At 71.3% G+C, this 22,703-nt stretch carries 25 protein-coding genes and 1 tRNA gene; 10 read left to right on the top strand and 16 right to left on the bottom strand.

Annotated elements, in window-relative coordinates:
• Positions 1–9 precede the first annotated feature (9 nt).
• Positions 10–1,338, bottom strand: a complete 1,329-nt coding sequence (locus tag OG866_RS20840) for a hypothetical protein (RefSeq protein WP_329336765.1) — start codon at positions 1,336–1,338, stop codon at positions 10–12.
• A 114-nt stretch (positions 1,339–1,452) separates the two neighbouring features.
• Between OG866_RS20840 and OG866_RS20835 the strand changes: the two genes are divergently transcribed.
• Entirely contained in the window at positions 1,453–2,688 is a 1,236-nt protein-coding gene (locus tag OG866_RS20835; RefSeq protein ID WP_329336763.1) for a molybdopterin-dependent oxidoreductase, read from the top strand.
• A gap of 316 nt (positions 2,689–3,004) precedes the next feature.
• On the opposite strand, the gene OG866_RS20830 is transcribed toward OG866_RS20835, so the two are convergent.
• From OG866_RS20830 to OG866_RS20820, 3 genes are read right to left on the bottom strand one after another with little or no spacing between them, the layout of a single operon-like run.
• Positions 3,005–3,751 (bottom strand): class I SAM-dependent methyltransferase, encoded by a 747-nt coding sequence (locus OG866_RS20830; protein WP_329336761.1) that lies wholly within the window; start codon positions 3,749–3,751, stop codon positions 3,005–3,007.
• Positions 3,748–4,449, bottom strand: coding sequence for a TIGR04282 family arsenosugar biosynthesis glycosyltransferase (locus OG866_RS20825; RefSeq protein WP_329336759.1), 702 nt, complete (start codon positions 4,447–4,449; stop codon positions 3,748–3,750). The genes OG866_RS20830 and OG866_RS20825 overlap by 4 nt, the downstream gene beginning before the upstream one ends.
• Positions 4,446–5,138 (bottom strand): glycosyltransferase family 2 protein, encoded by a 693-nt coding sequence (locus OG866_RS20820; RefSeq protein WP_329336757.1) that lies wholly within the window; start codon positions 5,136–5,138, stop codon positions 4,446–4,448. The genes OG866_RS20825 and OG866_RS20820 overlap by 4 nt, the downstream gene beginning before the upstream one ends.
• A 122-nt stretch (positions 5,139–5,260) precedes the next feature.
• Between OG866_RS20820 and OG866_RS20815 the strand changes: the two genes are divergently transcribed.
• Both OG866_RS20815 and OG866_RS20810 read left to right on the top strand, forming a co-directional pair.
• The gene (locus tag OG866_RS20815) at positions 5,261–5,968 is read left to right on the top strand and encodes a response regulator transcription factor (protein WP_329336755.1); all 708 of its coding nucleotides are present in this window, start codon (positions 5,261–5,263) and stop codon (positions 5,966–5,968) included.
• A gap of 2 nt (positions 5,969–5,970) precedes the next feature.
• Positions 5,971–7,086: a sensor histidine kinase gene (locus OG866_RS20810; protein ID WP_329336754.1), complete on the top strand. Its 1,116-nt coding sequence runs from the start codon at positions 5,971–5,973 to the stop codon at positions 7,084–7,086.
• Positions 7,087–7,119: 33 nt separating this feature from the next.
• Here OG866_RS20810 and OG866_RS20805 read toward each other — a convergent pair whose 3' ends face one another.
• From OG866_RS20805 to OG866_RS20795, 3 genes are all read right to left on the bottom strand, one after another.
• Positions 7,120–8,148 carry an NAD-dependent epimerase/dehydratase family protein gene (locus OG866_RS20805; RefSeq protein ID WP_329336753.1) on the bottom strand — a complete coding sequence of 343 codons (1,029 nt, stop codon included), beginning with the start codon at positions 8,146–8,148 and terminating at the stop codon, positions 7,120–7,122.
• A 71-nt stretch (positions 8,149–8,219) separates the two neighbouring features.
• The gene (locus tag OG866_RS20800; protein ID WP_329336751.1) at positions 8,220–8,987 is read right to left on the bottom strand and encodes a polysaccharide deacetylase family protein; all 768 of its coding nucleotides are present in this window, start codon (positions 8,985–8,987) and stop codon (positions 8,220–8,222) included.
• A 124-nt stretch (positions 8,988–9,111) separates the two neighbouring features.
• Positions 9,112–11,046: a methyltransferase gene (locus OG866_RS20795; RefSeq protein ID WP_329336750.1), complete on the bottom strand. Its 1,935-nt coding sequence runs from the start codon at positions 11,044–11,046 to the stop codon at positions 9,112–9,114.
• 180 nt (positions 11,047–11,226) lie between these two features.
• On the opposite strand from OG866_RS20795, the gene OG866_RS20790 reads away from it, so the two are divergent.
• Together OG866_RS20790 and OG866_RS45250 are read left to right on the top strand one after the other, a co-directional pair.
• Complete coding sequence (locus OG866_RS20790) at positions 11,227–11,361, top strand: hypothetical protein (protein ID WP_329336749.1); 135 nt, start codon at positions 11,227–11,229, stop codon at positions 11,359–11,361.
• A 209-nt stretch (positions 11,362–11,570) separates the two neighbouring features.
• Positions 11,571–12,302 (top strand): DUF4232 domain-containing protein, encoded by a 732-nt coding sequence (locus OG866_RS45250; RefSeq protein ID WP_443063549.1) that lies wholly within the window; start codon positions 11,571–11,573, stop codon positions 12,300–12,302.
• Positions 12,303–12,336: 34 nt separating this feature from the next.
• Here OG866_RS45250 and OG866_RS20775 read toward each other — a convergent pair whose 3' ends face one another.
• The 6 genes from OG866_RS20775 to OG866_RS20750 all read right to left on the bottom strand — a co-directional run bounded on the left by OG866_RS20775 (position 12,337) and on the right by OG866_RS20750 (position 16,546).
• Positions 12,337–12,690, bottom strand: a complete 354-nt coding sequence (locus OG866_RS20775) for a MerR family transcriptional regulator (RefSeq protein ID WP_329336747.1) — start codon at positions 12,688–12,690, stop codon at positions 12,337–12,339.
• A gap of 550 nt (positions 12,691–13,240) precedes the next feature.
• On the bottom strand, positions 13,241–13,579 hold the full coding sequence (locus tag OG866_RS20770; RefSeq protein ID WP_329336746.1) for an SCO5918 family protein: 339 nt from the start codon (positions 13,577–13,579) through the stop codon (positions 13,241–13,243).
• A gap of 49 nt (positions 13,580–13,628) precedes the next feature.
• The gene (locus tag OG866_RS20765; protein WP_329336744.1) at positions 13,629–13,841 is read right to left on the bottom strand and encodes a CBS domain-containing protein; all 213 of its coding nucleotides are present in this window, start codon (positions 13,839–13,841) and stop codon (positions 13,629–13,631) included.
• A gap of 113 nt (positions 13,842–13,954) precedes the next feature.
• Complete coding sequence (locus OG866_RS20760) at positions 13,955–15,448, bottom strand: DEAD/DEAH box helicase (RefSeq protein ID WP_329336743.1); 1,494 nt, start codon at positions 15,446–15,448, stop codon at positions 13,955–13,957.
• Between the two features lie 198 nt (positions 15,449–15,646).
• On the bottom strand, positions 15,647–15,850 hold the full coding sequence (locus OG866_RS20755) for a cold-shock protein (RefSeq protein ID WP_004986771.1): 204 nt from the start codon (positions 15,848–15,850) through the stop codon (positions 15,647–15,649).
• Between the two features lie 252 nt (positions 15,851–16,102).
• A complete protein-coding gene (locus OG866_RS20750) occupies positions 16,103–16,546 on the bottom strand; it encodes a DUF5990 family protein (protein WP_329336742.1) in 444 nt (147 codons plus the stop codon).
• Between the two features lie 233 nt (positions 16,547–16,779).
• Between OG866_RS20750 and OG866_RS20745 the strand changes: the two genes are divergently transcribed.
• The 4 genes from OG866_RS20745 (at position 16,780) to OG866_RS20730 (ending at position 19,097) form a co-directional block, all read left to right on the top strand.
• Entirely contained in the window at positions 16,780–17,373 is a 594-nt protein-coding gene (locus tag OG866_RS20745) for a hypothetical protein (RefSeq protein WP_329336740.1), read from the top strand.
• 258 nt (positions 17,374–17,631) lie between these two features.
• Entirely contained in the window at positions 17,632–18,027 is a 396-nt protein-coding gene (locus tag OG866_RS20740) for a DUF5994 family protein (RefSeq protein WP_329336738.1), read from the top strand.
• Between the two features lie 122 nt (positions 18,028–18,149).
• On the top strand, positions 18,150–18,464 hold the full coding sequence (locus OG866_RS20735) for a hypothetical protein (protein WP_329336736.1): 315 nt from the start codon (positions 18,150–18,152) through the stop codon (positions 18,462–18,464).
• 192 nt (positions 18,465–18,656) lie between these two features.
• Positions 18,657–19,097: a DUF5994 family protein gene (locus tag OG866_RS20730; protein WP_329336734.1), complete on the top strand. Its 441-nt coding sequence runs from the start codon at positions 18,657–18,659 to the stop codon at positions 19,095–19,097.
• A gap of 33 nt (positions 19,098–19,130) precedes the next feature.
• Here OG866_RS20730 and OG866_RS20725 read toward each other — a convergent pair whose 3' ends face one another.
• On the bottom strand, positions 19,131–19,532 hold the full coding sequence (locus OG866_RS20725; protein ID WP_329336732.1) for a hypothetical protein: 402 nt from the start codon (positions 19,530–19,532) through the stop codon (positions 19,131–19,133).
• Between the two features lie 595 nt (positions 19,533–20,127).
• Complete coding sequence (locus OG866_RS20720; RefSeq protein WP_329336730.1) at positions 20,128–21,381, bottom strand: lactonase family protein; 1,254 nt, start codon at positions 21,379–21,381, stop codon at positions 20,128–20,130.
• A 206-nt stretch (positions 21,382–21,587) separates the two neighbouring features.
• Between OG866_RS20720 and OG866_RS20715 the strand changes: the two genes are divergently transcribed.
• Entirely contained in the window at positions 21,588–22,286 is a 699-nt protein-coding gene (locus tag OG866_RS20715) for a hypothetical protein (RefSeq protein ID WP_329336728.1), read from the top strand.
• A gap of 240 nt (positions 22,287–22,526) precedes the next feature.
• On the opposite strand, the gene OG866_RS20710 is transcribed toward OG866_RS20715, so the two are convergent.
• Positions 22,527–22,600 (bottom strand) — tRNA-Gly (locus OG866_RS20710).
• Positions 22,601–22,703 lie beyond the last annotated feature (103 nt).

Here is a 22,703-nt window from a genome sequence, read left to right as displayed (position 1 = left end):
GCCCCGCCGTCACCATCCGGTGCGCAGCAGGTGGTTGAGGAGCAGGGCCAGTACCGCCTGCGCGAGCAGCCACGCACGTGGCCGGGTGAGGAACGCGCACGCCGGCAGCAGCCACACCGCGAACGGCAGCCAGATGCGTTCCGTCTCCGCCTTGCTCATGCCGGACAGGTCGGCGATGAGCAGGGCGGCGAGGGCGGCGGTCACGAGGAGCGCGAGACGCGTCGCCGTTTTGGAGTGGGCGCCGCCCTCCCGTCGTAGCAGCACCGCACCGGTCCGGCGCAGGCCCGCCGCCGTCGCCAGGCCGGTGATCAGGACCGTGCAGGCCAGGTTGGCCCACACCCAGTAGCCGTAGGGGCGGACACCGCCCGCGCCCTGGCGGTAGCGGGTGACGAGCAGGCGGTACGCCTCCCACCAGTCGAACCCGGCGAGCGTGAACACGGTCGGGACGACGGCCAGTCCGGCGAGCAGGGGGAGGAGGAGAGCGGGCCGGGCCCGGATGCCGGGGTGGCCGAGGGCGAGGACCGTCGCCGCGATCAGGGCGACGAGTGTGAGGCCGTAGGAGAGATAGCAGGTCAGGCCGAAGAGGAGGCCGGAGGCGCCCGCGCACCCCATCGAACCCCGCGTCACCGCCAGCGCCAGCAGAGCCACCGCCCAGGCCGCGACCGCCGCGAAGTACGCGTCCGCCGAGGTGCCCATCCACACCGCCGCCGGGGCCAGGACCAGGAAGGGGGCCGCGCGGCGGGCGAGCGTCTCGTCGGCCAGGGCGCGGATCGTGACGAGTACCGCCACGCATGCCGTCGCGCCGACGACGATGCACAACATCCCGGCCCAGCCGCCGCCCCGCAGCCCCAGCCGGTCGAGGAGGACGAAGGTGAGGGTGGCGGCGGGCGGGTGGCCCGCGATGTGGGCGGGCCAGTGGTCGGGGGAGGTGAGGAGGATGTGGTCGGTGAAGGTGCGCAGGGTGCCATGGATGTCGTCGAAGCGGTCGATGACCTGGAGATACTCGTAGCGGGTGGTCAGGCGGCGGGCGATGCCCCGGTGCCAGCCGTCGATCAGGGCGAGGGACAGGATCCACGCCAGGGCCGTGGCCCACGCCAGGGGCAGCAGGGCCCGCCAGCGCAGACGGGCGGCGAGGGCGGGACCGTAGGCGACGGTCGCGGCCGCGAGGAGGACGGCCGCCGGGGTGCCGGGGCCGATGTGCGGGTCCCAGGAGGCGAGCAGCGGGGGCCAGCCGACGAGCAGGGTGCTGGTGCGGGGGCGGCCGACCAGGACGGCGGCCGTCACCAGCAGGGCCGCGGCCCCGGCGGCGTACAGATCACGGCGGAGGGAACGGGTCACGCCGGGAACGCTAGGCCGGGTGGCGGCCGGTGAGGCGTCTCCCAGGCCGGACGTCAGCGTTTCGTCATGGGTCGCGCACCCCTTCTTGGGGTGGTCCGGGCCTACGGTCGGCCCATGCGAGACGATCCGCGGCTTCCGTCCACCCCTGGTTTCTGGCGCAGCCCCCTGCGCGGCCCCTGGTTCACCTCGGTGCTGGGCCTCGTCCTGCTCGTCGGCATCACCGTGCTGTTCGTGACGGGACTGCTCTCGTACGCCGCCTACAACCCGGACCTGTCCCCGGTGAACGACAAGACCCCGGACAAGGGCCTCCTCGGTTTCTATCTCTTCTCCTGGCCGACCGACCCGCACTGGCTGTACCGGCTGAACCAGGGCGTGCATGTGACACTCGGCGTCACACTCATCCCTGTGCTGCTGGCCAAGCTGTGGTCGGTCGTGCCCCGGCTGTTCACCCTGCCGCCGGCCCGCTCCCTCGCCCACGCGGCCGAGCGGATCTCGCTGCTGCTCCTGGTCGGGGGCGGGCTCTTCGAGTTCGTGACCGGCGTCCTCAACGTCCAGCTCGACTACGTCTTCCCCGGTTCCTTCTACCCCCTGCACTTCTACGGCGCGTGGGTCTTCTTCGCCGCCTTCGTCGCGCACGCCCTGCTCAAACTCCCCACGGCGCTACGGGCCTTGCGGCACCTGAGGACGGAACCGGACAGCGACCTCGTCAGCCCGCGTCCCGCCGCGCCGACCGTCTCCCGGCGGGGTGCGCTGTGGTTCGTCGGGGGCGGCTCGCTGCTGCTCCTCGTCACGACCGTCGGGCAGAACCTCGGCGGCCCGCTGCGGCGTACCGCCCTCCTGGCCCCGCACGGCCGTGACCCCGGCAGCGGACCGAACGGCTTCCAGATCAACAAGACGGCCGCGTACGCCGGGATCGACGCGGCCGAGACCAGTGCGCAGGCGTGGCGCCTCGTCGTGACGGGACGTACGGGAACGGTTCGGCTGAGCCGCGCCGACCTTCTCCGACTCCCGCTGCACAGCGCCGCGTTGCCCATCGCCTGCGTGGAGGGCTGGTCGACCTCGGACCAGTGGTGGCGGGGGGTGCGGCTGCGCGACCTGGCGGCTTTGGTGGGCTACGACCGCGATGATCCGCCGGACGTGTTCGTGGAGTCGCTTCAGCGCCACGGCGCCTTCCGTCGCGCGGCCCTGCGCGCCAACCAGGTCGCCGACCCGCGCTCCCTCCTCGCTCTCTACGTCAACGGCGAGGAACTGTCCCCCGACCACGGCCACCCGGCCCGTGTCATCGTGCCCGCGGCACCGGGTGTGCTGAACACCAAGTGGGTGGCCCGGCTGACCTTCGGAGACCTGTGATGCGCCGACCGCGGATCGTTGTCGGAAGCCCCCTCCAACTCCTTCTGCTCGCCTGCTCGTTCGCGCTCGCCGCCTACGCCGGTGTGCAGCTGCTCGCCGACGACTGGTTCGGGGTGGCGCTGTGGCTGGTGGGCGCGGCGCTGCTGCACGACCTGGTGCTGCTGCCGCTGTACGCGGTCGCGGACCGGGCGCTCGTGCGGGGGCTGGGGGCGGCCGGCCGCCGGGAGTGGGTGATGTACGTGCGCGTACCGGCGGCCTTGTCCTGCCTGCTGCTGCTCGTGTGGTTCCCGCTGATCAGCGGGATGGTGGACCGGCGCTACCGGTCCGCCACCGGACTGTCGCCGGACGGCTTCCTGGGGCGCTGGCTGCTGATCACGGCCGTGCTGTTCGGCGGCTCGGCGCTGCTGCTGGCCCTGCGGGTCCGCAGGGCGACGAAGGTGCGCCCGTCGGCCGACCACTGATCTTCCCTCAGCCAGCCGCGTGCGTACCGCAGCAGCGCCGGGGTGCCGAGGCGCGCCCAGGGGAAGGGGGCGCCGGTGGTGGTGCGGGCGTCGGTGAGGTGGACATGGACGCGTTCGTCGATGTCCACGGGTGCCGTCTCGGCGATCAACAGACCGCCGGGGCGGAGGAGTTGGGCTGTCCGGTCGAGGAGGGCGTGCGGATCGCCGCCGATGCCGACGTTGCCGTCCATCAGCAGGACGGTGCCCCAGCGGCCCTCGCCGGGCAGCGGCTCGAAGACCGAGCGGCGCAGGGCCTGGCCGCCGAGGCGGATGGTGTGGGCCACGGCGGCCTCGCTGACGTCGATCCCCAGGGAGGGGAGGGCTCGGGTGGCCAGTTCGGCCACCAGCCGTCCCGGGCCGCAGCCGACGTCCAGGACAGTGCCCTCGCAGTGGTCCAGGACGACGCGGTCGACCGCGTCGGCCCGGGCGCACCAGCGTTCCACTTCCAGGGGGAGGAGCCAGCCGTCGGTGCGGCGGAGGAAGAGCGGGCCGCGGCCGGTGCGGAGGGCTGTGGTGTAGGGGTCGGCGGTGGCCCAGGCAGGGGCGGTGGGTGGGCTGGTCATCGGTTGGCCGCGGGTCGGTGGGGGCTGGTCGCGCGGTTCCCCGCGCCCCTGAGCGGGTTGCGGTGGGCGTCCGTCGACGAGCTCCCCGGTGTCGGTGCCGCATACCGGGCCAGCCGCGCCGCGAACCTGCCGTCGGGCGCCAGTCGCGCCACCGCCTCCGCATCAGCCGCCGTGTCCACGTCCCGCAGCCGCGGCAGGTCCCGTACCCGGAGCCCCGCCGCCACCAGCCGCTCCCGCTGCACCGCCCCCGTCACCGGCGTCGACATGGGCACCCCCCGCAGCAGTCCCGGATCGGGGTCGGCGAGCCCCAGTGCCCAGAACCCCCCGTCCTCGGCCGGGCCGAAGTACGCGTCGCAGTCCGCGAAGTCCACGGTCAGCAGCTCCGGCGTCACCTGCGGAGTGTCCATGCCGATCAGCAGCGCCGGGCCGGTGCAGTGGGCGAAGGCGTCGGCGAGCCGTTCGTCGAGGCCGCCCGCGCACTGTCGTGCGACGTCGAAGCCGGGCGGCAGCCAGGGGCCGGGCTCCCCGGCGAGGACCAGCAGCCTGCGGGTGGCCGGGGTCGACGCGACCGTGCGCAGGGTGTCCGTGAGGGACGCCTCCGCCAGGGCCGCCGCCTCCTCGGGCGTGAAGGGCGGGGTGAGCCGGGTCTTCACCCGGCCCGGCACCGGTTCCTTGGCGATGACGAGGAGCGTGGTCACCGTACGGCCCTCCCTACGGTCGGCGGTTCGGCCAGGACGCGGCTCATGTCCCGTACCGCCTGCCAGGTTCCGCGCCAGGTGCCGGTCACCTTCGAGGCGCCGGTGCGGGGCAGGTAGGGGACGTCGTGCTCGGTGATCCGCCAGCCGGCGTCGGCCGCGCGGACCACCATCTGGAGGGGGTAGCCGCTGCGCCGGTCGCTGAGGCCGAGGGCGAGCAGGGGCTCGCGGCGGGCGGCGCGGAGCGGGCCCAGGTCGTGCAGGCGCAGTCCGGTGCGGCGGCGCAGCATGCGGGCGAGGGCGAGGTTGCCGGCGCGGGCGTGCGGGGGCCAGGCGCCCCGGGCCTGCGGGCGGCGCCGGCCGAGCACCAAGTCGGCCTCGCCGTCCAGGACTTCGCGGACGAAGGGGATCAGGAGCCCGGGGTCGAGGGAGGCGTCGCAGTCGCAGAAGCAGACCACCTCGGCGGTGGCGGCGGTCAGCCCGGCGTGGCAGGCGGCGCCGAAGCCGCGGCGCGGTTCCCGCACGACGGTCGCGCCGAGTCTGCGGGCGAGGTCGGCGGAGCCGTCGGTGGAACCGTTGTCGACGACGAGGGCGCGCCAGCCCGCCGGAATCCGGCCCAGCACCCAGGGCAGGGCCTCGGCCTCGTTCAGGCAGGGGAGCACCACGTCGACGTCGGAAGGTGTCGTCGTCACGGTTTCACCCTACGAACGAGAATCAGGCATATCGGACTCCCGCTCCTTACGAAACGCGGACATCGGCCACCCGGGGCCGCTCGGGTACGGCATCGGAGGGTGCCCGGTGCCAGGCTGGAGGCATGCAGCAGCCGAATGTGGACGGTGGCCCCTCCCGGATCCTCGTCGTCGACGACGATCCGACCGTCGCCGAAGTCGTCGCCGGGTATCTGGACCGCGCGGGATATGTGGTCGACCGGGCCGACGACGGGCCCACGGCCCTGACCCGTGCCGCCGCCCACTGGCCCGACCTGGTCGTCCTGGACCTGATGCTGCCCGGCATGGACGGCCTGGAGGTGTGCCGCCGGATGCGCGGCCACGGGCCGGTGCCGGTCATCATGCTCACCGCCCGGGGTGACGAGGACGATCGCATCCTGGGCCTGGAGGTCGGCGCCGACGACTACGTCACCAAGCCCTTCAGCCCCCGCGAGCTGGTCCTGCGGGTGGAGTCGGTACTGCGCCGCAGCAGACCGGCCGGCGGCGGACAGCGGCTGGGCGCGGCCGGTCTGAACCTGGACCCGGAGGCCCGCCGGGCGGTCAAGGACGGCACCGAACTGGCCCTCACGCTCCGCGAGTTCGACCTGCTCTCCTACTTCCTCCGGCATCCGGGGCGGGCGTTCAGCCGGGAGGACCTGATGCGTGAGGTGTGGGGCTGGGACTTCGGCGACCTGTCGACCGTCACCGTCCATGTCCGCCGGCTGCGCGGCAAGGTCGAGGACGATCCGGCCCGGCCCCGTCTCATCCAGACGGTGTGGGGCGTGGGCTACCGCTTCGAACCAGGGGGTGAGTGAGCATGCGTGACACCCTCCTCATCGCCGTGTACGCCTTCGTCGGCGCCGCCGCCACGGGCCTCGCCGGAGCGGCCGTGCTCCGTGTCGTCCGGCGCCGCTCGCTGACCGCGTCCATGGCGGTCGTCGCCGCCGTCGGCGTGGTCGCCATGCTGGCCGGCACCCTCGCCGTCGCCTGGGCGATGTTCCTGTCCCCGCACGATCTCACCGTCGTCACCACGGTCGTGGCGATGGCGGCCGTGGTGTCGCTGGCCACGGCGCTGCTGCTGGGCCGCTGGGTCGTCGCGCGCAGTCGCGAACTCACCGTGGCCGCGCGCTCGTTCGGAGACGGCGGCAATTTCGCCGCCCCCGCGGTCCCCGCCACCGCCGAACTCGAGTCGCTGAGCCGTGAGTTGGCGGCCACCAGCGCCAAGCTCGCCGAATCCAGGGAGCGGGAGCGAGCGTTGGAGACCTCTCGGCGTGAACTGGTCGCCTGGATCTCGCACGACCTGCGCACCCCGCTGGCCGGACTGCGCGCCATGTCGGAGGCGCTGGAGGACGGCGTCGCCGCCGACCCCGCCCGCTACCTCCGCCAGATCCGCACCGAGGTCGAACGCCTCAACGACATGGTCGGCGACCTCTTCGAGCTCTCCCGCATCCACGCGGGCACACTCCCGCTGTCGTACACCCGTATCTCCCTCTACGACCTGGTCGGCGACGCGCTCGCGGGCGCCGATCCGCTCGCCCGGGAGCTGGGCGTACGACTGGTGGGCGGCCGGGTCGAGCCGGTGCCGGTGGAGGTGGACGGCAAGGAGATGAGCCGGGTCCTCGGCAATCTGCTGGTCAACGCCATCCGCCGGACCCCGGCCGACGGAACGGTGGCGGTGGCCGCCGAGCGCGGCGCCGGCGGGGCGGTCGTGCTGTCCGTCACGGACGGCTGCGGGGGCATCCCCGAGGAGGACCTGCCCCGCGTCTTCGACACCGGCTGGCGCGGCAGCCACGCCCGTACCCCTCCGGCGGGCGCGGGCCTGGGCCTCGCCATCGTCCGGGGGATCGTGGAAGCCCACCAGGGGCGGGCGAGCGTACACAACATCCCGGGTGGCTGCCGCTTCGAGGTGGTGCTGCCCGCTGCCGCTTCCTGAAACGGGCAGCACCACCGGCCTCGTGACCCCCTCTTATACGGCGCCCGCCCCGCCCTCGGATTGCCCGCCGCGCATTCCGGCCCGCGCGAACTCCGTCATCCCGTCCGCGAACCCGACCTCGGCCTTCCACCCCAGCTCGGCCCGCAGCCGCGCCGAGTCGGCGGTGATGTGCCGTACGTCCCCCAGCCGGTACTCCCCGGTGACGACCGGCGCGGGCCCGCCGTAGGCGTCGGCGAGCGCCCGGGCCATCTCCCCGACGGTGTGCGGCTCACCGCTGCCGACGTTGTACGCGGTGAGCGCCCCGGAACCCGAACCCGCCTCCAGCGCCAAGGCGTTGGCCGCGGCCACGTCCCGCACATGCACGAAGTCCCGCCGCTGCCGCCCGTCCTCGAACACCCGGGGCGCCTCACCCCGGGCGAGCGCGGACCGGAAGAAGGAGGCGACGCCGGCGTACGGCGTATCGCGCGGCATCCCCGGCCCGTACACGTTGTGATACCGCAGGGCGAGTGCCGACCCACCCGTGCACCGGGCCCAGGCGGCGGCCAGATGCTCCTGGGCGAGCTTGGTGGTGGCGTACACGTTCCGCGGATCGACGGGCGCGTCCTCACCGATCAGACCGGGGGAGAGCTCCGCCCCGCACACCGGGCAGACCGGCTCGAACCGCCCCGCGTCGAGATCCTCGACGGCCCGCGGCCCCGGGCGCACGACGCCGTCCCGCGCACACGCGTACCGCCCCTCCCCGTACACGACCATCGACCCGGCCAGCACCAGCCGCCGCACCCCCGCCTCCGCCATGGCGGCGACCAGCACGGCGGTACCGAGGTCGTTGTGCGCCACGTACTCGGCGGCGTCGGCGACCCCGTTGCCGAGCCCGACCATGGCCGCCTGATGACAGACGGCGTCGATGCCGCGCAGCGCCCGCCGGACGGCTTCGGGGTCCCGCACGTCCTCCCGCGGATCGGACCGGACGTCGTACACGACGGCCTCATGCCCGCGCCCGCCCAGCGCCTCGACGACCTGGGACCCGATGAACCCGGCACCGCCGGTGACCAGTACACGCATGAGGCCACGCTAGGGCCGGACCGCCTCGCCACCTTGGGAGCGCGCGGGGACGTCATGACTCCGTAAGGGGTTCAGCGCACCGGGAACCCGAAGCTGTACCCCTGCTCCTTCAGCCAGGGCAGGACCTGGCGCAGGGCCTCCACCGTCTGGGAGCGGTCGCCGCCGGCGTCGTGGAAGAGGAGGGTGGGACCGTTGGGGATCTCCTGCTGGACGGTGGTGACGATGGCGGCGGTGCCCGGGCGCTCGAAGTCCTTGGTGTCCACGTTCCAGCCGAGGGGGCGCATGCCGTGGGAGGCGGCGAGCTTGCGGCTGTACGGGGTGAAGGCGCCGCCGGGGGCCCGGTAGTACAGAGGGCGTACACCGCCCGACGCCTCGGTGATCATGCGTTCGGCGTCGAGTATCTGCTGGGACTGGTAGGCCTCGGACTTCTTGTCCATGGTGGTGTCGTGCGACACCGAGTGGTCGCACAGCCGGTGCCCGGCCGCGACGACCTGCTTCACCAGCTCCGGGTGGGCCTGCGCCTGCGTCCCCACCATGCAGAACGTGGCCTTGACCCCGTACTCGGCGAGCACGTCGAGGACCTGCGGGGTCCACACGGGGTCGGGTCCGTCGTCGATGGTGATGTTGACGCCGCGCGCCCCCTTGTCGGAGGCGTGCACGATGGTCACGTCCACCGGCTTCACGGCGGCCGGCTTGGCGGACGCGCCCGCCTTCGGCGACGAGTCCACGGCACCGGCCTGCGCGGTCCACATCGAGGCGCCGGTGGCCAGCACCGTCACGCCGAGCGCCGCCCCGATGACCTTGCCGTACCAGCCCCGCCCAGCACCGTGCCGCGCCATGTCCGCCCCACTCTCCCGCAGTTCCTCGCCGACCTTCGCATGGCAGGACGAGGAACCGCGGTCCCGGGCTCCGTCCGTTACCGATCACGGACAATTCCGGGGGAGTTCACGGACAACCGCGGCGCTACCGAGCCTTCCTCACGTGCAGCACACTGCCGTCCAGCGGCAGCGGGGCGAGGCCCACCAGGCTGAGGCCCGCGTCCGCGAACAGGCGGGCGTAGTGGTCGGCATGGCGTTCCCGCCCGCCGACGTTGCACATCATGTGCAGGTCCCAGGCGGTGGCCAGGGACACCGAACCGTCGCGGGGCAGCACGCGTTCGACGACCAGCAGATCGGCGTGGTCCGGCATCGCACGGGCGCAGTGCCGCAGGATCCCGGCGCAGCGCTCGTCGTCCCAGTCGTGCAGGACGCGCGACAGGACGTACACGTCACCGCCCGCCGGTACGTCCGCGAAGTCACCGGCGAGGAAGGCGCATCGAGCGGCGAGACCGGTTTCGTGGAGGCGGCGCCGGGCCGCCTCCACGGCGTGCGGGCGCTCCAGCAGGAGCCCGTTCAGGCGCGGGTGCGCGGCGAGGATACGCCTGAGCAACTCCCCGTTGCCGCCCGCGACATCGACCACCGTGGCCCCGCCGGGCGCCTCGGCCGCCGCGGTGAGCACCGGGTGGGCGGGGACCGGGTCGAACATGGCGGATCCGGCGGCCATGGACTGGTCGAAGAGCTCCGCGAGACGGGGGTCACGGGCGAAGTGGTCGAAGTGGTTCTCGCCGAAGAGGTGCTCGAAGGCGACCTCCCCCGTGCGCACGGTGTGCCCGAGCTCCCCGAAGGACCGGTAGAACGGCCCGCCGTACATCAGCGCCAGCGCCCGCATCGAATCCGGGACATCCGCCCGCAGCAGAGCGCCCGAAGCGGTGAGCCGGAAACCGTCATGCCCCTCCGCCACCACCCCCACCATCACCAGATACCGCAACAGCGTCGCCAGGTTCCCCGGCCGCGCGCCGACCCGCCGCGCCAACTCCTCGACACCGACACCGTGTTCGCCGTCCATCGCGTCGGCGACCCGCAGCTGGGCGAACGTGGCCAGCGCCTGCGTGGTCCACGCCCCGGTCAGCAACCGAAGGAGCGTTTCCGCGGGTTGCCGGAGGCGATACTCGTCGAGATGGTCGGCCAGCACGTCCCGATGGTCGCCGGGAACGTACAACTCCACCCTCCGACAGGCCACCTTCGCCTCGACGGGCACGCCGAAGTAGAGGACCGTGCCGTTCTCGTGCGGGTTGTACCCACCGCCGTCCGGCGTGGCCCCGTACCGCGCGAAGCTCGCGCACAGCCCCTCGGACCAGGCGTCGGCCGGGGTGCCGCGCTCGCACTGCACGTAGTAGCGGGTGATGTCGCTGGTCCGCGCCATGTGCCCGGCGAACCCGCGCTCGTGCGCCGCGTATCCGACGGCGTCCACGCTGGGCGGCGCCTCGGCGAGCAGTCCCAGCCAGGTCACACCGTGATCGCCGCCGTACCGGCGTACGGAACCGGTCGGCAGCGACCGCCGAGCCGCACCGTGCCGCCCGTCGCACCCGGCGACATACCGTGCCTGCCACCGGCTGGGCCGGCCGTCCGCCTCCCGCACGGTCACCGAGGGCCGACCAGTGTCGGCGTCGAGGACGGCGACCGCCTCGGTACCGAACTCGACCCGCCCGCCGACGGCCAGGAACCGCGTCAGCAGATCGCCGACCAGCAGCTGCTGGGGATAGACGGTGTGCCGCTCCCCGAGCCCGAGCCCGCCGTAGTCCAGCCGGAACCGCCCGTCCTCGGTGCGGAACTCACACGTGCTGTGGGCCCGCCCGTACCGGAGCAGCCCCTCGGCCAGCCCGTGCCGCTCCAGGATCCGTACGGTGTGCGCGGCCAGGAACCCGGCCCGCGCCCGCGCCTGCACGTGCGCGCGCCCGGCCCGCTCCAGAACGACGCAGTCGATCCCGCTGTCCTGAAGAAGATTGCCGAGCACAAGCCCGGCCGGCCCGGCGCCGAGGACGACTACGTCGGCCGCTCTCCGCGGCTGCCCATGTGTCACGAAACGGGATAGTAGGTCGCCGAAAGTGATCTTCCTGGCGCGATTCACCTGAATGCGAAAGTCTGTGGCCATGCCTCGGGCCGCCCCCTCACGAGACCGTTCGCGGCCCCGACCCGCAGCCGTCAAGACCGTGGGCACGTTCAAAGGCGGCAAGCGGGTGGGTACGACAGCCCCGACGCCGTGCTTACGGCACCTGGCCGGCCACCGGCGACACGGACCACGTCGACCTGCCCGGAGCCGATCGCCAAGGGCAAGACCCTCACCGTCACGGGCAAGCTCTCCCGCGCGGACTGGGGCTACGTGGACGTCCGCTGACCCCGTCCGCCCCGCCGGGGACCGGCCGGGTGCCGGTCCCCGCGTCCCGTCCGCCCTTCCAGGGCAGCCGTGTTCTCCCAGGTCAGAGGGTGTTCCAGCGTTCCAGCGTCCCGAAAACTCCGCTGGGCGTGGTGGTCGGGACGGATCACCCCACAGGCTTCGGTCATCGGATCACCACCGACACCCGAACACCGAAGGGGCTCAGCTACATGTCCAACGTCCGTACCCCCCGCACCCGTCTCGCAGCCGCAGCCGCGACCACCGTTCTCGCCGCGCTCTCCCTGACCGCGTGCAACGACGGATCGGGCGCCCAAGACGAGGGTGCGGCGGCGACCACCTCCACGAGCCCCTCACCGACCGCGGCGTCGACGGGCTCCACAGGCTCCGCAGGTTCTACGGGTTCCACGGGATCCACGGGTTCTACGGGCTCCTCCGGCGGGAAGTCCTCCACCGGGTCCAACGCCTCCGCGTCGAAGGCACCCAACACGTCGGGCTCCTCGGGCTCGTCCGGCACGCCGGTCACCTGCGAGGGGTCCAACACCAAGACGGTCGCGACCTCGATGAGCCGCCCCGTGAACCACATGCTGCTCACGGTGACCAACACCGGCAGCAAGACCTGCTTCCTCTACGGCTACCCGAGCGTCCAGTTCGCCGACGCCCAGTCCGAGCCGCCGGTCATCGAGGACTCGCAGCCGCAGGCCGTCGTCACGCTGGAGCCCGGCCAGTCCGGATACGCGGCCATCAGCCTGTCCGCCGGCGATGGCAGCGCCTCGAACGGCCGCACCGCGAAGTCCCTGGCCGTCTACTTCTACGGCCGCTCCATGAGCGAGAGCGTCGGCACCGCCGCCCACCCGTCGCTGCCCGCCAAGGGCACCTACATCGACGACTCGATCAAGGTCACGTACTGGCAGCAGGAGCTGAGCGACGCCGCCGGCTGGTAACAGCCGAAGTGGCGGCTGATCGCTGAGCGCGTGATCAGCCGGAAGCGCGAGAGGAGGCGTCGGGCGCTTCCTGCTCGGCATGCCGGCGGTACTCGGCGTTGATGCGCTGAGCTTCCTCAAGCTGGTCCTCAAGGATGACGATGCGGCACGCGGCCTCGATCGGGGTGCCCCGGTCGACGAGCTCGCGGGCGCGCGCGGCGATCCGCAGTTGGTAGCGGGAGTACCGGCGGTGCCCGCCCTCCGAGCGCAGCGGAGTGATCAGACGAGCCTCACCGAGAGCTCGGAGGAAAGCCGGGGTGGCGCCGAGCATCTCGGCGGCCCGCCCCATGGTGTACGCGGGGTAGTCATCGTCGTCCAGACGATCACTGAGGGGGTTGTCTGCTGTCATGTCACCTCGTTGTGCAACGCGTCGAGGGGCCCTGGCGCCGTACGGCACCAGGGCCCCGAAGGAAATTCAACACCATCCGTCGGCCCTACTGCTCTGCCGACCTTCTGTTTCCGCTACCAGCCCTACAGAAAGGGGGGTGCGGGGATCGCGGCTGCGTGACCGGGGACCACCTTCCAATCCGGGGTCTTGCGGTACCCGGCCGAGTGCGTCCCGGGCCGGGCGATCCTGATGGCGTCTGCGTCCTCCGTCCTTCTCTTGAACCTGACATGCACTGCGTCTACGAACTTCGGGTACTGCGACCCGCCAGTTCGTGTCTGGCGGGTCTCGTTCGACCTGTGTTGACGAAGAAAAGGCTAACCGCGACAGAGCCCAATGTCTACTCTGGCAAGAGTAGATTTCACCTGTCTGAGGGAGCACATATCCTGTGACCTGCGACGATGGGTATCGAAGTCGCCGTGAACAGCCGTGAGGGCCCTGCCGACATGGGTCGGCAGGGCCCTCATGTGAATCCGACGGGCGGTTCAGCCGCCCGTCCTCATTCTTCCCGTCCTCATTCGTCCAGATGGGCGCCGCCCAGCAGTGCCGACGAGGCGGCGAGCGAAGCGGCGACCGACGAAGCGGCGAGCGGAGCGGCTACCCGCACCGGCGTGGCGTCGGGGTGGGCATGGCAGGTGAAGCCGAGACGGGCCATGGCCCGGACGACCTCGCCGCCGGTGAAATCGCGGCGGTCCTGTCGGGTGACGACCTCGCCCACCTGCTTGACGGGGTAGCGGCGGCGGCCGATGGTCACGGACTCACCCGTGACGATCTCGGGCGTGACGCCCTTCATCGAGGCCAGCACTCCGCTCTTGCTCAGATCGAAGGGATACCGGGCGATGACACAGCGCATGAGGCCCTCACAGAGAGAAGGAGAAACGGGCTGACCGGAGTGAGGCGGATCAGCGGGAGAGGGTGAGGACGTCCCGTAGACGGAGCCGGTCCGTGTACCTGGAACTGCCGCGGTGAACGGCGAGTTCGGCCCGGGTGATCGAGCCCGTGCACTGGTCGTCCCCGTCGCACAGCAGGAGGTACTCGACACGGGCGCCGGTCATGAGGGACAGGGCGACCTCGACGGTCATGTCGTCCCGGACCCGGGGTCCGGCCCCGTTCATGTCGTTGACCGCGCTCGTCGTGGAGCGAACCGCCGGTTGTCGCTGCGTCTGGACCGGTGTCAAAGCTGCCTCCAGAAAAGGGGTGAGAGAGGGGTGGGCTTTGGCCGACTCCGCTACGCGGCCGGGTCCAAGGCGGGCCGCTGCTCCCTGCGCCGCCCGGCGCGTCCGCCGGCGCGTCCCTGGGCGGGGCGGTCGCGGCGGCTCCGGGACGAGGGGGCCCCGGAGGACGCGGCGCGGCGGGGACGCTCCGCGGGGGGCGCGGTGATGACGACCGGGACACCGGACGGGGCCTGGGCCCCGGTGATGCGGCTCAGTTCCGCCTCACCCGAACGTACCGGGGTGATGTGGGGGGTGATGCCGGCCGCGGCCATCAGCCGGCTCATGCCGCGACGCTGCCCGGGAGTCACCAGGGTGACGACGCTGCCGGACTCCCCGGCACGGGCGGTACGGCCGCCGCGGTGCAGGTAGTCCTTGTGGTCGGTGGGCGGATCGACGTTGACGACCAGGTCGAGGTGGTCGACGTGGATCCCGCGCGCCGCGACGTTGGTCGCCACCAGGACCGTCACATGTCCGCTCTTGAACTGGGCGAGGGTCCGCGTGCGCTGCGGCTGGGACTTGCCGCCGTGCAGGGACGTGGCGCGGACGCCGCTCCTCAGCAGGCGCTCGGTGAGCCGGTCCACGGCGTGCTTGGTGTCCAGGAACATGATCACCCGGCCGTCCCGTGCCGCGATCTCGGTGGTCGTCCGGTCCTTGTCCGCCTCGTGCACATGGAACACGTGGTGCTCCATCGTGGTGACCGCTCCCGCGGAGGGATCGACGGAGTGGACCACCGGGTCGCTCAGGTATCGGCGGACGAGCAGGTCGACGTTGCGGTCCAGGGTGGCGGAGAAGAGCATCCGCTGCCCTTCGGGGCGCACCTGGTCGAGCAGGGCGGTGACCTGCGGCATGAAGCCCATATCGGCCATCTGGTCGGCCTCGTCGAGGACGGTGACGGCGACGTCGTCCAGCCGGCAGTCGCCCCGGCCGATGAGGTCCTTGAGCCGTCCCGGCGTCGCGACGACGACCTCCGCACCGGCCCGCAGCGCACCGGCCTGCCTGCCGATGGACATCCCGCCGACCACGGTCGTCAGCCGCAGCCGCACGGAGCGGGCGTACGGGGTGAGCGCGTCGGTCACCTGCTGGGCGAGTTCGCGGGTGGGGACCAGGACCAGGGCGAGCGGCCGCCGTGGCTCCGCGCGCCGACCCGCTGTACGGGCCAGCACGGCGAGGCCGAAGGCCAGGGTCTTGCCCGAGCCGGTACGGCCGCGGCCGAGCACATCACGTCCGGCGAGGGAGTTCGGCAGGGTCGCCCCCTGGATGGGGAACGGCACGGTCATGCCCTCGCGGCCGAGCGTGGCCAGCAGCGGTCCCGGCAGGGCGAGGTCGGCGAACGACTCGACGGCGGGCAGCGCGGGCGTGATCGTCACCGGCAGCGCGAACTCGCCCTGGGGTGCGGCCGGGCGGCGTCCGTGGTTCCTGGTACGCCGGGGAGCGTTCGAGCGCTCGGCGGCAGAATCCCAGGAGCGGTCGTAGGTGCGGGCTGTGCGGGCGGTGCGTGCGCGGTTCAAGCGGAACCTTCCTCGATGTGGAGCGTAGGCACGTACCAAGGAATTTCCGCAGCGATATGAAAGGCGCAGAGAATCGCGAGAACGAGCCTGAAACGACGGGCGTCGAGTTGATCGTCAACGCGCTCTGAAATGCAGCGAGCTGGGGCCCGCACCCCAAAGGTGCGGGCCCCAGCTGCGAAGTATGCGTTGCTGCCGGTGTCAGGCGGGAACGATGTTCTCGGCGGTCGGGCCCTTCTGGCCCTGCGCGATGTCGAACGACACCTTCTGGCCTTCCAGCAGCTCACGGAAGCCCTGGGCGGCGATGTTCGAGTAGTGGGCGAAGACGTCGGCGCCGCCGCCGTCCTGCTCGATGAAGCCGAAGCCCTTTTCCGCGTTGAACCACTTCACGGTGCCAGTAGCCATGTCATTTCTCCTTCGGAGACGAAGCCCGGAATTCGCCCTGTGCGAATTCCGCGTCGCCGTGCTGATTGGACCGTCGGGAAATGAACCTTCTGGCAACCACACCTGCAACTGACTACGACGTTAGCATGGTGCGAGCGACTCTGTTCGGTCAGTAATTCTGCTCGGGTCGGCGGTCGAGGAATACTCGCCGGGTGCCGTGCCTATTTCTTACTTCGCGGATGTAGATATTCCTCCGCGCCGACGAAGTCCGCCCTAGCCGGCCCGTGCGGCGGTCCAGGTGATGTGAGGGGGCTCGACGCGTGCGCACAGGGGCCCGCCCTGTGCGTCGGTCAGACCGAGGTGTCCGATCAGCAGCCCGTCGCGGGCGGCCGCGGCGAGTACGTCGGCGGGGATGACGTCGAGCATGAGCTTGGCGCGGCGGAACATCGTGAAGGTGCCCGACTCGTCGACCGTGCCCCACGACAGATAGATGAACCGCCGGCCCAGACGGTCCTGTACATAGGGGCCTTTGACCTCGGTGCCGGTCGGCGAGGCGCTCGCGGTGCACTCCAGGGTCCAGGTCGCGGACGGTCCGTCGCCGGGCTGTGGCGCGAGGACTTCGGCAGGACGGTCGCGGCGTTGGACGGCGACGTAAAGGTTGCCGCGGGCGGGGTCGCCGGGGCCGGGCAGGTCGACGGCGTCGATGCGGATACGCATAGCGGCCATCATCCCGCCCTCGGGCCACGGGGATCGAACTCGCATCACTGGATGAAACAACGGAAGACATCGACCTCCCAGCCCGGGAAGCGACGGCGCCCGGAAGGCCGTCCGGCCCGGAGTACGGTGGAAGGGCCGAGGAACTCGCGTGCGCCGGCTCCGTCGCCGGCGCCGTCCCGGCGAGCGACGATGCCGGGACGGTCGCGTCCGCCCCCGGAGCAGGGATTCGCGTCATGGCCGCGCACATGCCGGAGCCGCCGAGCAGGGAACGGGGCGCGTCACCCTGGGCAGGGGCGGTACTGCGCCCGCTGACCCGATGTCAGATCGCCGACCGCATACAGGAACTGGGCGAGGTGTACGCGCACAGCTCGGACGGGGGCGAGGCGTCTCGTGCCCGCTTCCTGCGGCGCCTGGCGGCCGCCGAACGGCGGCCCGGCTTCGCCCTGCTGCTCGCCGGGAACACCGACCCGACGGGACTGGCCTACGGATTTCCCGTGCGGGGCGCGGGGTGCCAGGGGGAGGGGCTCGGTGCGTACCTGCCGACGGGCCTGTTCCCTCTCGCGGCCGCGGGCCGCCTCTTCGCCATCCCCGAGATCGTCGTCCCGCCCGAGGTGAGCCGGCAGTACCAGGGCCGCGACTGGAACCTGGCCCGGCGCCTACAACAGAGGCTGCTGCACGACCACGGCGCGGCCCTCGGCGTCACGCTCGTGTGCCGAGGGGACACCCGGATGCTTCAGGCCCTGCGTTCCTGGGGCTGGCGGGGCGTCCCGGGCGGCTCCGGAGCGAACCCGCCCGCCCTGCGCCTGGCCCTGGTCCTCAGCCCTTGACGCCGACCGGTCAGCACCACGCACCCGTCCACCTCAACTCCCGTCTCCGCAAGGCCATTCAGCCCGCACGGAACTGAAGAGAGAGCCCTCCGACGCCGCCCGGAGATGTGCACGTCGGCGGCGGATCCTTTCCCAGTAGGCGGAGTTACGGTGGGAAGCCGAGGGCATGTCGTACGCCGGGCCGTCCTCTCGTCCCGTGGTCCGCCGCGGACACCCGGGCGGCGTCCACCGGTCGCCGCCCCAGACAGGAGCGCCTCGATGGCCGCCGTCCTCCAGCCCCCGCCCTCCCTGCCCGCGGCCCGGCTGCGGCTGGCGCCGCGCGCCGCGGTGTCGTTGCACGTCGACGGGGCATGGTGGCCCCGCTGCCGCAATCTGCTGACCGAACTCCCGCCGCTGATCGGCGCCTTGCCCCCGGACTGGGGAAAGATCGTCGGCGTCACCGTGAGCACGCAGATGTGGGCGGAGTCGCCGGGCCGGATCCTCGTCGGCCACCACGTCGTACGACTGCGCAGGCAGTCCCTCTGGCGGCGCCGGTACACGGTGTGTCTGCTCGACGCGGACCAGGGCGGACGGGACCTGCTGGTCGTACCGCCGGAGCTGGCGGCGGCGGACGCCGAGTACCTGATGGCGGCCGTGGCGTCGTACGGCCTCTGAGCAGGTCCTCGGCGGGGAGTACGGTGGAGGGGCCGCGGGCACGTCGTACACCGGTGTTCGGACCGGTCTCGTCCTCGGCCGCACCGCGACACGGGCCGCTGAGGTCCGGGGCAGGTCCCGCCATGGCACCCCGTACGACATCCGAAGCCACGCACCCCACCGAGCCGGGCGGACCGACCGCGCGGAGCAGGGTGGAGGTCCGCATCGTCGCCGAGGACCCGGAAGCGGCCAGGCTCGTCGCGGACGCGCTCCGCACCCTGTTCACCGGCGGCGAGCAGCGAAGCTACCCCGCGAGCCACCCGGGGACCGGGACCCGGCTGCACCTGACGCTGGACACGGCACACACCGGCGACCCGCACACCGCGGACCCGCTCCGCTCCTGGCTCAACACCAGCAGGCCATCGGCCGACCAGGCCCACGCGGACGAGACCGACTGAGGGCCCGCATCCCTTCGCGTCTCCGTCCGTCCACCGTCTGTCCGACCGACCGACCGACCGACCGTCTGTTCGTGCTGCCCCGCCCCACGACCGCCGAAGAGGCGCAGCCCCTGATCCCGGCCGCACTGTTCGGACCGAGGCGAGGCCCCGCAGCCCGCTGCGCAGCCCCACTGCCGCCACCAGGGAGTTCTCATGTCCCCAGTCCCGCCGCCCCCGCCCCCGCCCGCCTCGCCGACAGCCGTCCGTCTGAGCCTGGCGGCCCAGCCGTCGTACGGCCGGATGCCCCGGCTCATCGACGGAGCCTGGTGGCCCCACTCGTACGACCTGACGTCCGAGCTCCCCAAGCTGCTGGCCGGACTGCCGCCGACCTGGGGGCAGATCGGCAGCGTCACCGTGAACGGTGCTGGGTGGTCACCGTTCCCTGGACGAATGCTCGTCGCCAACCAGGTCGTACGCCTCCACCTGACCAATCATCCGCAGGCCCCACCGACCGTCTGCCTGCTCACGCCCGGCCACGGCCGATGGGATCTGCTGGTGATCGCCCCCGATACGGCGCAGGCGGAGGCCGGACAGCTCATGGACGCGGCCGCCAGGGGAACCACCATGGGTGACGGCGGGGGCCAGGCGGCCTGAGATCCGTCATGTTTGGCACGGGACGGGCAGGACCTATGCCGGAAGGTTGAGGTTCACAGGGCCGCCGTTCGCGGGCTTCTTGATCGGGACATCCTTGACCTTGTACGTATTCGTGTCGCCTTCATCGTCTTCGCAGACAACCTTGGCGGTGACGGTCGTGCCGCTGTTCGGAATTCCTGTGAGCTTGATCGTGTACTGCTCGACCTGCTCCTCGCTGGGCGTTTCGTCCGAGCCGACAGTCCCCTTCTTGGGGGTTATTGTCACTATCTTCGGTGTCGAATCATCGAATTTGGCACAGCTCACCGTTCCGGTGATAGTGACCTTCACAGCGGCGTGTGCCGTGCCGATTGCTGCCACGGATGCGGCGAGCGTCAGCGAGGCCGCCACCGCGACGGAACTGAGTGCATTTCTTCTGATGTGGCTGAGGTTCCGCATGTCAGACTCCTGCCCCTGATTTCAGTCAGACGGCTTTGCTGAGAGGCCTCACTGCGTAAAACGCAGGGCATAGCGGTGAACCGCGAATTTTCGACGTGCACCGTCAAGCGGACCCGCGTGCCTGCCGCTGAGGGCTGTAGTTGACCCATGATTCATGCATGTGGGATCGGCAGTGCATCACACTGAATGACGCTGATTATCCTTGATGATCCGATCCCGTAGGGTCACTCTTTCGATGCCAACGACCTTGCGCTGCAACGGCTACTTCAGGTATGGCATCCGTTAATCGAGCCTAGCCAGAGGCGAGTGCCGTGTCCACTTGTGACTCAACACTCCTGATTGACAGCTAAATCACCGCGGTAGCACCGCGTGCGGGCCCCGAACCAGTGGAGAAAGGCGCAACTCAGGCAGGTGAGTGGGTTGTTGTCGTGTCTACCGGATCGCATACGCGGACTTCAACCCGAACAGCCAGGCCGTGGCGAGGCCGAAGTTCCTGGGCACCACCGGAGAGTGCCCCACCGAATCTCGGCAGGGCGGCCGTCCACTGGGTCTCCGTTCGGTGGATGTGCTCTCGACGCTTCGTTCGCCTCGGGTGTCACATCGCGGCGATGCCTTCCATGCCGGACTCGGCGAACGCGGGCAGCCCCTCGGTGGTGGTGACCTTGGTGAGGGATCCGTTCTTCTCGACGCGGAAGCCGTCGACCGTTCCGGAGGTGGCGTTCTGGACGTAGACGAACTTCGCGTCCTTGGTCACGGCGATGTCGATGACACCCTGCGATTTCGAGGAGGGCGGGGTGGCGAGGCCGACCTCGTTGGTCAGGGCGAGCCGTCCGTGCTTGTCCATGCGGTACCCGGTGACGGTGGAGTTGCCGGTGTTGCCGCCGTAGAAGTGGTCGCCCGCGCGTTCCAACCAGCACAGCACCTCCTGGCCGTTCGCAAGCGGCTTCTGAAGGGTCTTCAGCTTGCCGTTCGGCCGGACCTGGTAGGTGGTCACCGTTGACCTCTCGGCCTCGGCGACCAGCATCCTCCCGCCGGACCTGTCGAAGCTGATCGCGAACGGCACGTTGCCGGCAGACTTGTTGACGACCGGCTCGGCGGCGGCCGGCAGGCCGTTCCTCTTCAGCGGGAAGACCTCGATGGTGTTGTTTCCCTTGGTGGTGATCACCAGGTTGCGGCTGTCCGGGGTGATCTCGACCTCGCCGGGCGAGGTGTCGAACCGAGGTACGGCCTCGTTGGCCAAGCCGAGGGAGCGGAAAGACCCCCGTATCGGCATGAGCCCCTTCGTGGTGATCCGGAAGCCCTGGACGCTGCCCTTGCCGCCCGCGTTCATGACGTACGCGATTTTGCCGCGCACCGCGACGCTGGACGGGAAGTCGCCGCCGGTGTCCACTATCTGACGACGGCCAAGCTTCGTTCCGTCGGCACGAAAGGCGGTCAGTGTGCCGCTGCCCGCGTTGACCGCCAGCAGCATCCCGGAGGCGTCGTCGTGGACGAGGGACCCCTGGGAGGCGAGGGAGTCCGTGGGGGCGTCGACCTGGTCGCCGCCCCTGCCGCCCGTCGCGTAACTGCCCGCGGGTTTCAGCTTGCCCTGGCCGTCCCGTGCGAAGACGTGGATGGTGTTGCCGTTCAGTTCGTTGCCCTGCACGAAGACGGCACCATCGGCTCCCGCTCCGGACGCCCCGTACTGGCCGGCCGAGGCCAAGGACACGGCCACGGTGCCGGCCGCGACGGTGGCGAGGGCGGCTCCGCCGATCATGATGCGCCGCGTCCTGGACCGTGCCCGGTGACCGCGCCGTCCCCCGGCCTTGGGACTTGGACGGTGCTCATTGCGCTCGCCGTACATGTTCATGTGCCACTCCTTCATTCCTCGTCGTGCCCATGCGTCCGCGTGGAGGTCGTGGACAGGACGAGGGTCGTCGTGGTGGCAGTGAGGCGGGTGGGGAACGGGGGCCGCGTCAGACTCTCGTAAGCAGTCGGCCGCGCCGGTGTTACGGATGTCTTACGCGTCCCGCGCAGTGCCACGGCGGAGCCGGTGCGGCCTCCTACGGTGACGGGATGCGTTCCTTGCGTGCTCTGCGTACGACGGCGCTGGTGACGGCGGCCCCCCTGCTGCTGGCTGTCGCCGGTCTGGTCCATCCCCGGCATCTGACGGCGGCGACGGCGGGTGACTGGGCCGGGCTGCACGTCGTTCTGCTGCCGGTGTTCCCCTTCCTGGCGCTCGGTCTGGTGGTCCCGTTGTGGGGCAGGCCGCGCCGCGACGCCGAGGGAGCCCTGACGCTGCTCGCCTGGGCCGGATGCCTTGTCTACGCGGCGTACTACTCCGGGCTCGACGCCGTCGCGGGGATCTCGGCGGGCACGGTGGTCGACCACGGAGTGCACGGGGCAGCCGGGCGGCTGTTCGCCACCGGCGACGAACTGGGCCGGGCGGGGGTCTACGCCCTGGCCACGGCCGGTCTCGCGACATGCGCGGTGCTGTACCGGCGGCACGGGGCCCGGGTGCTGCCGGGTGCCGTGGTGCTGCTCGCCTCCTGCTGGTCGTTCGTCGACAGTCACATCTTCTGGCCACGGGGCGTCCTCACCATGCTCGGCTTCGCCCTGGCCTTCGCACTGCTGACGGCGGCGACCTTCCGAAGGGGAGAGGACACGGCGAGCACCGGAGACGGCAGGGCACGACCCCGAGGCGTACGAACCCCTGACGTACCCGCGCCGAACGACCCACGGCCGCGAACACGGCCGTACGGTCGGGACATGTAGATCCTGGTCACCGGGCGCCCGGGCCTCATCGAATCGCACATCGTCACCGACAGCAGGAAGTTGCAACCGGTCTCGACGCGACCGTACGCAGGGCGCGGAAGCAAGCGCAGGAAGCAGTGCTCGTGCCAGAGCCGCAGGCCCACGACCCCGACGATCAAGCATCCGGCACGAATCCGGCACGCGACCGCAGATCCCCGCAGACAACAAAAAGACCCGGGTCGATGACCTGGGCCTTAATCATGGAGCGGGTGACGAGAATCGAACTCGCGCTCTCAGCTTGGGAAGCTGATGTTCTACCATTAAACTACACCCGCGTAAGACGCCGGTTGAGGCCGGTGTCGTAACGCCTCGTCACTGTACCCCATGTCAGACCCCCGGCGCTGAAGCCATGGGGTCTGTGTGCGTTAAGGGGGTGTG

Source organism: Streptomyces sp. NBC_00663 (assembly GCF_036226885.1).
In the GTDB taxonomy this organism is placed as follows: domain Bacteria; phylum Actinomycetota; class Actinomycetes; order Streptomycetales; family Streptomycetaceae; genus Streptomyces.
Note: the sequence above shows the minus strand (reverse complement) of the source record. Positions and strands in the feature narration are given on the sequence as shown.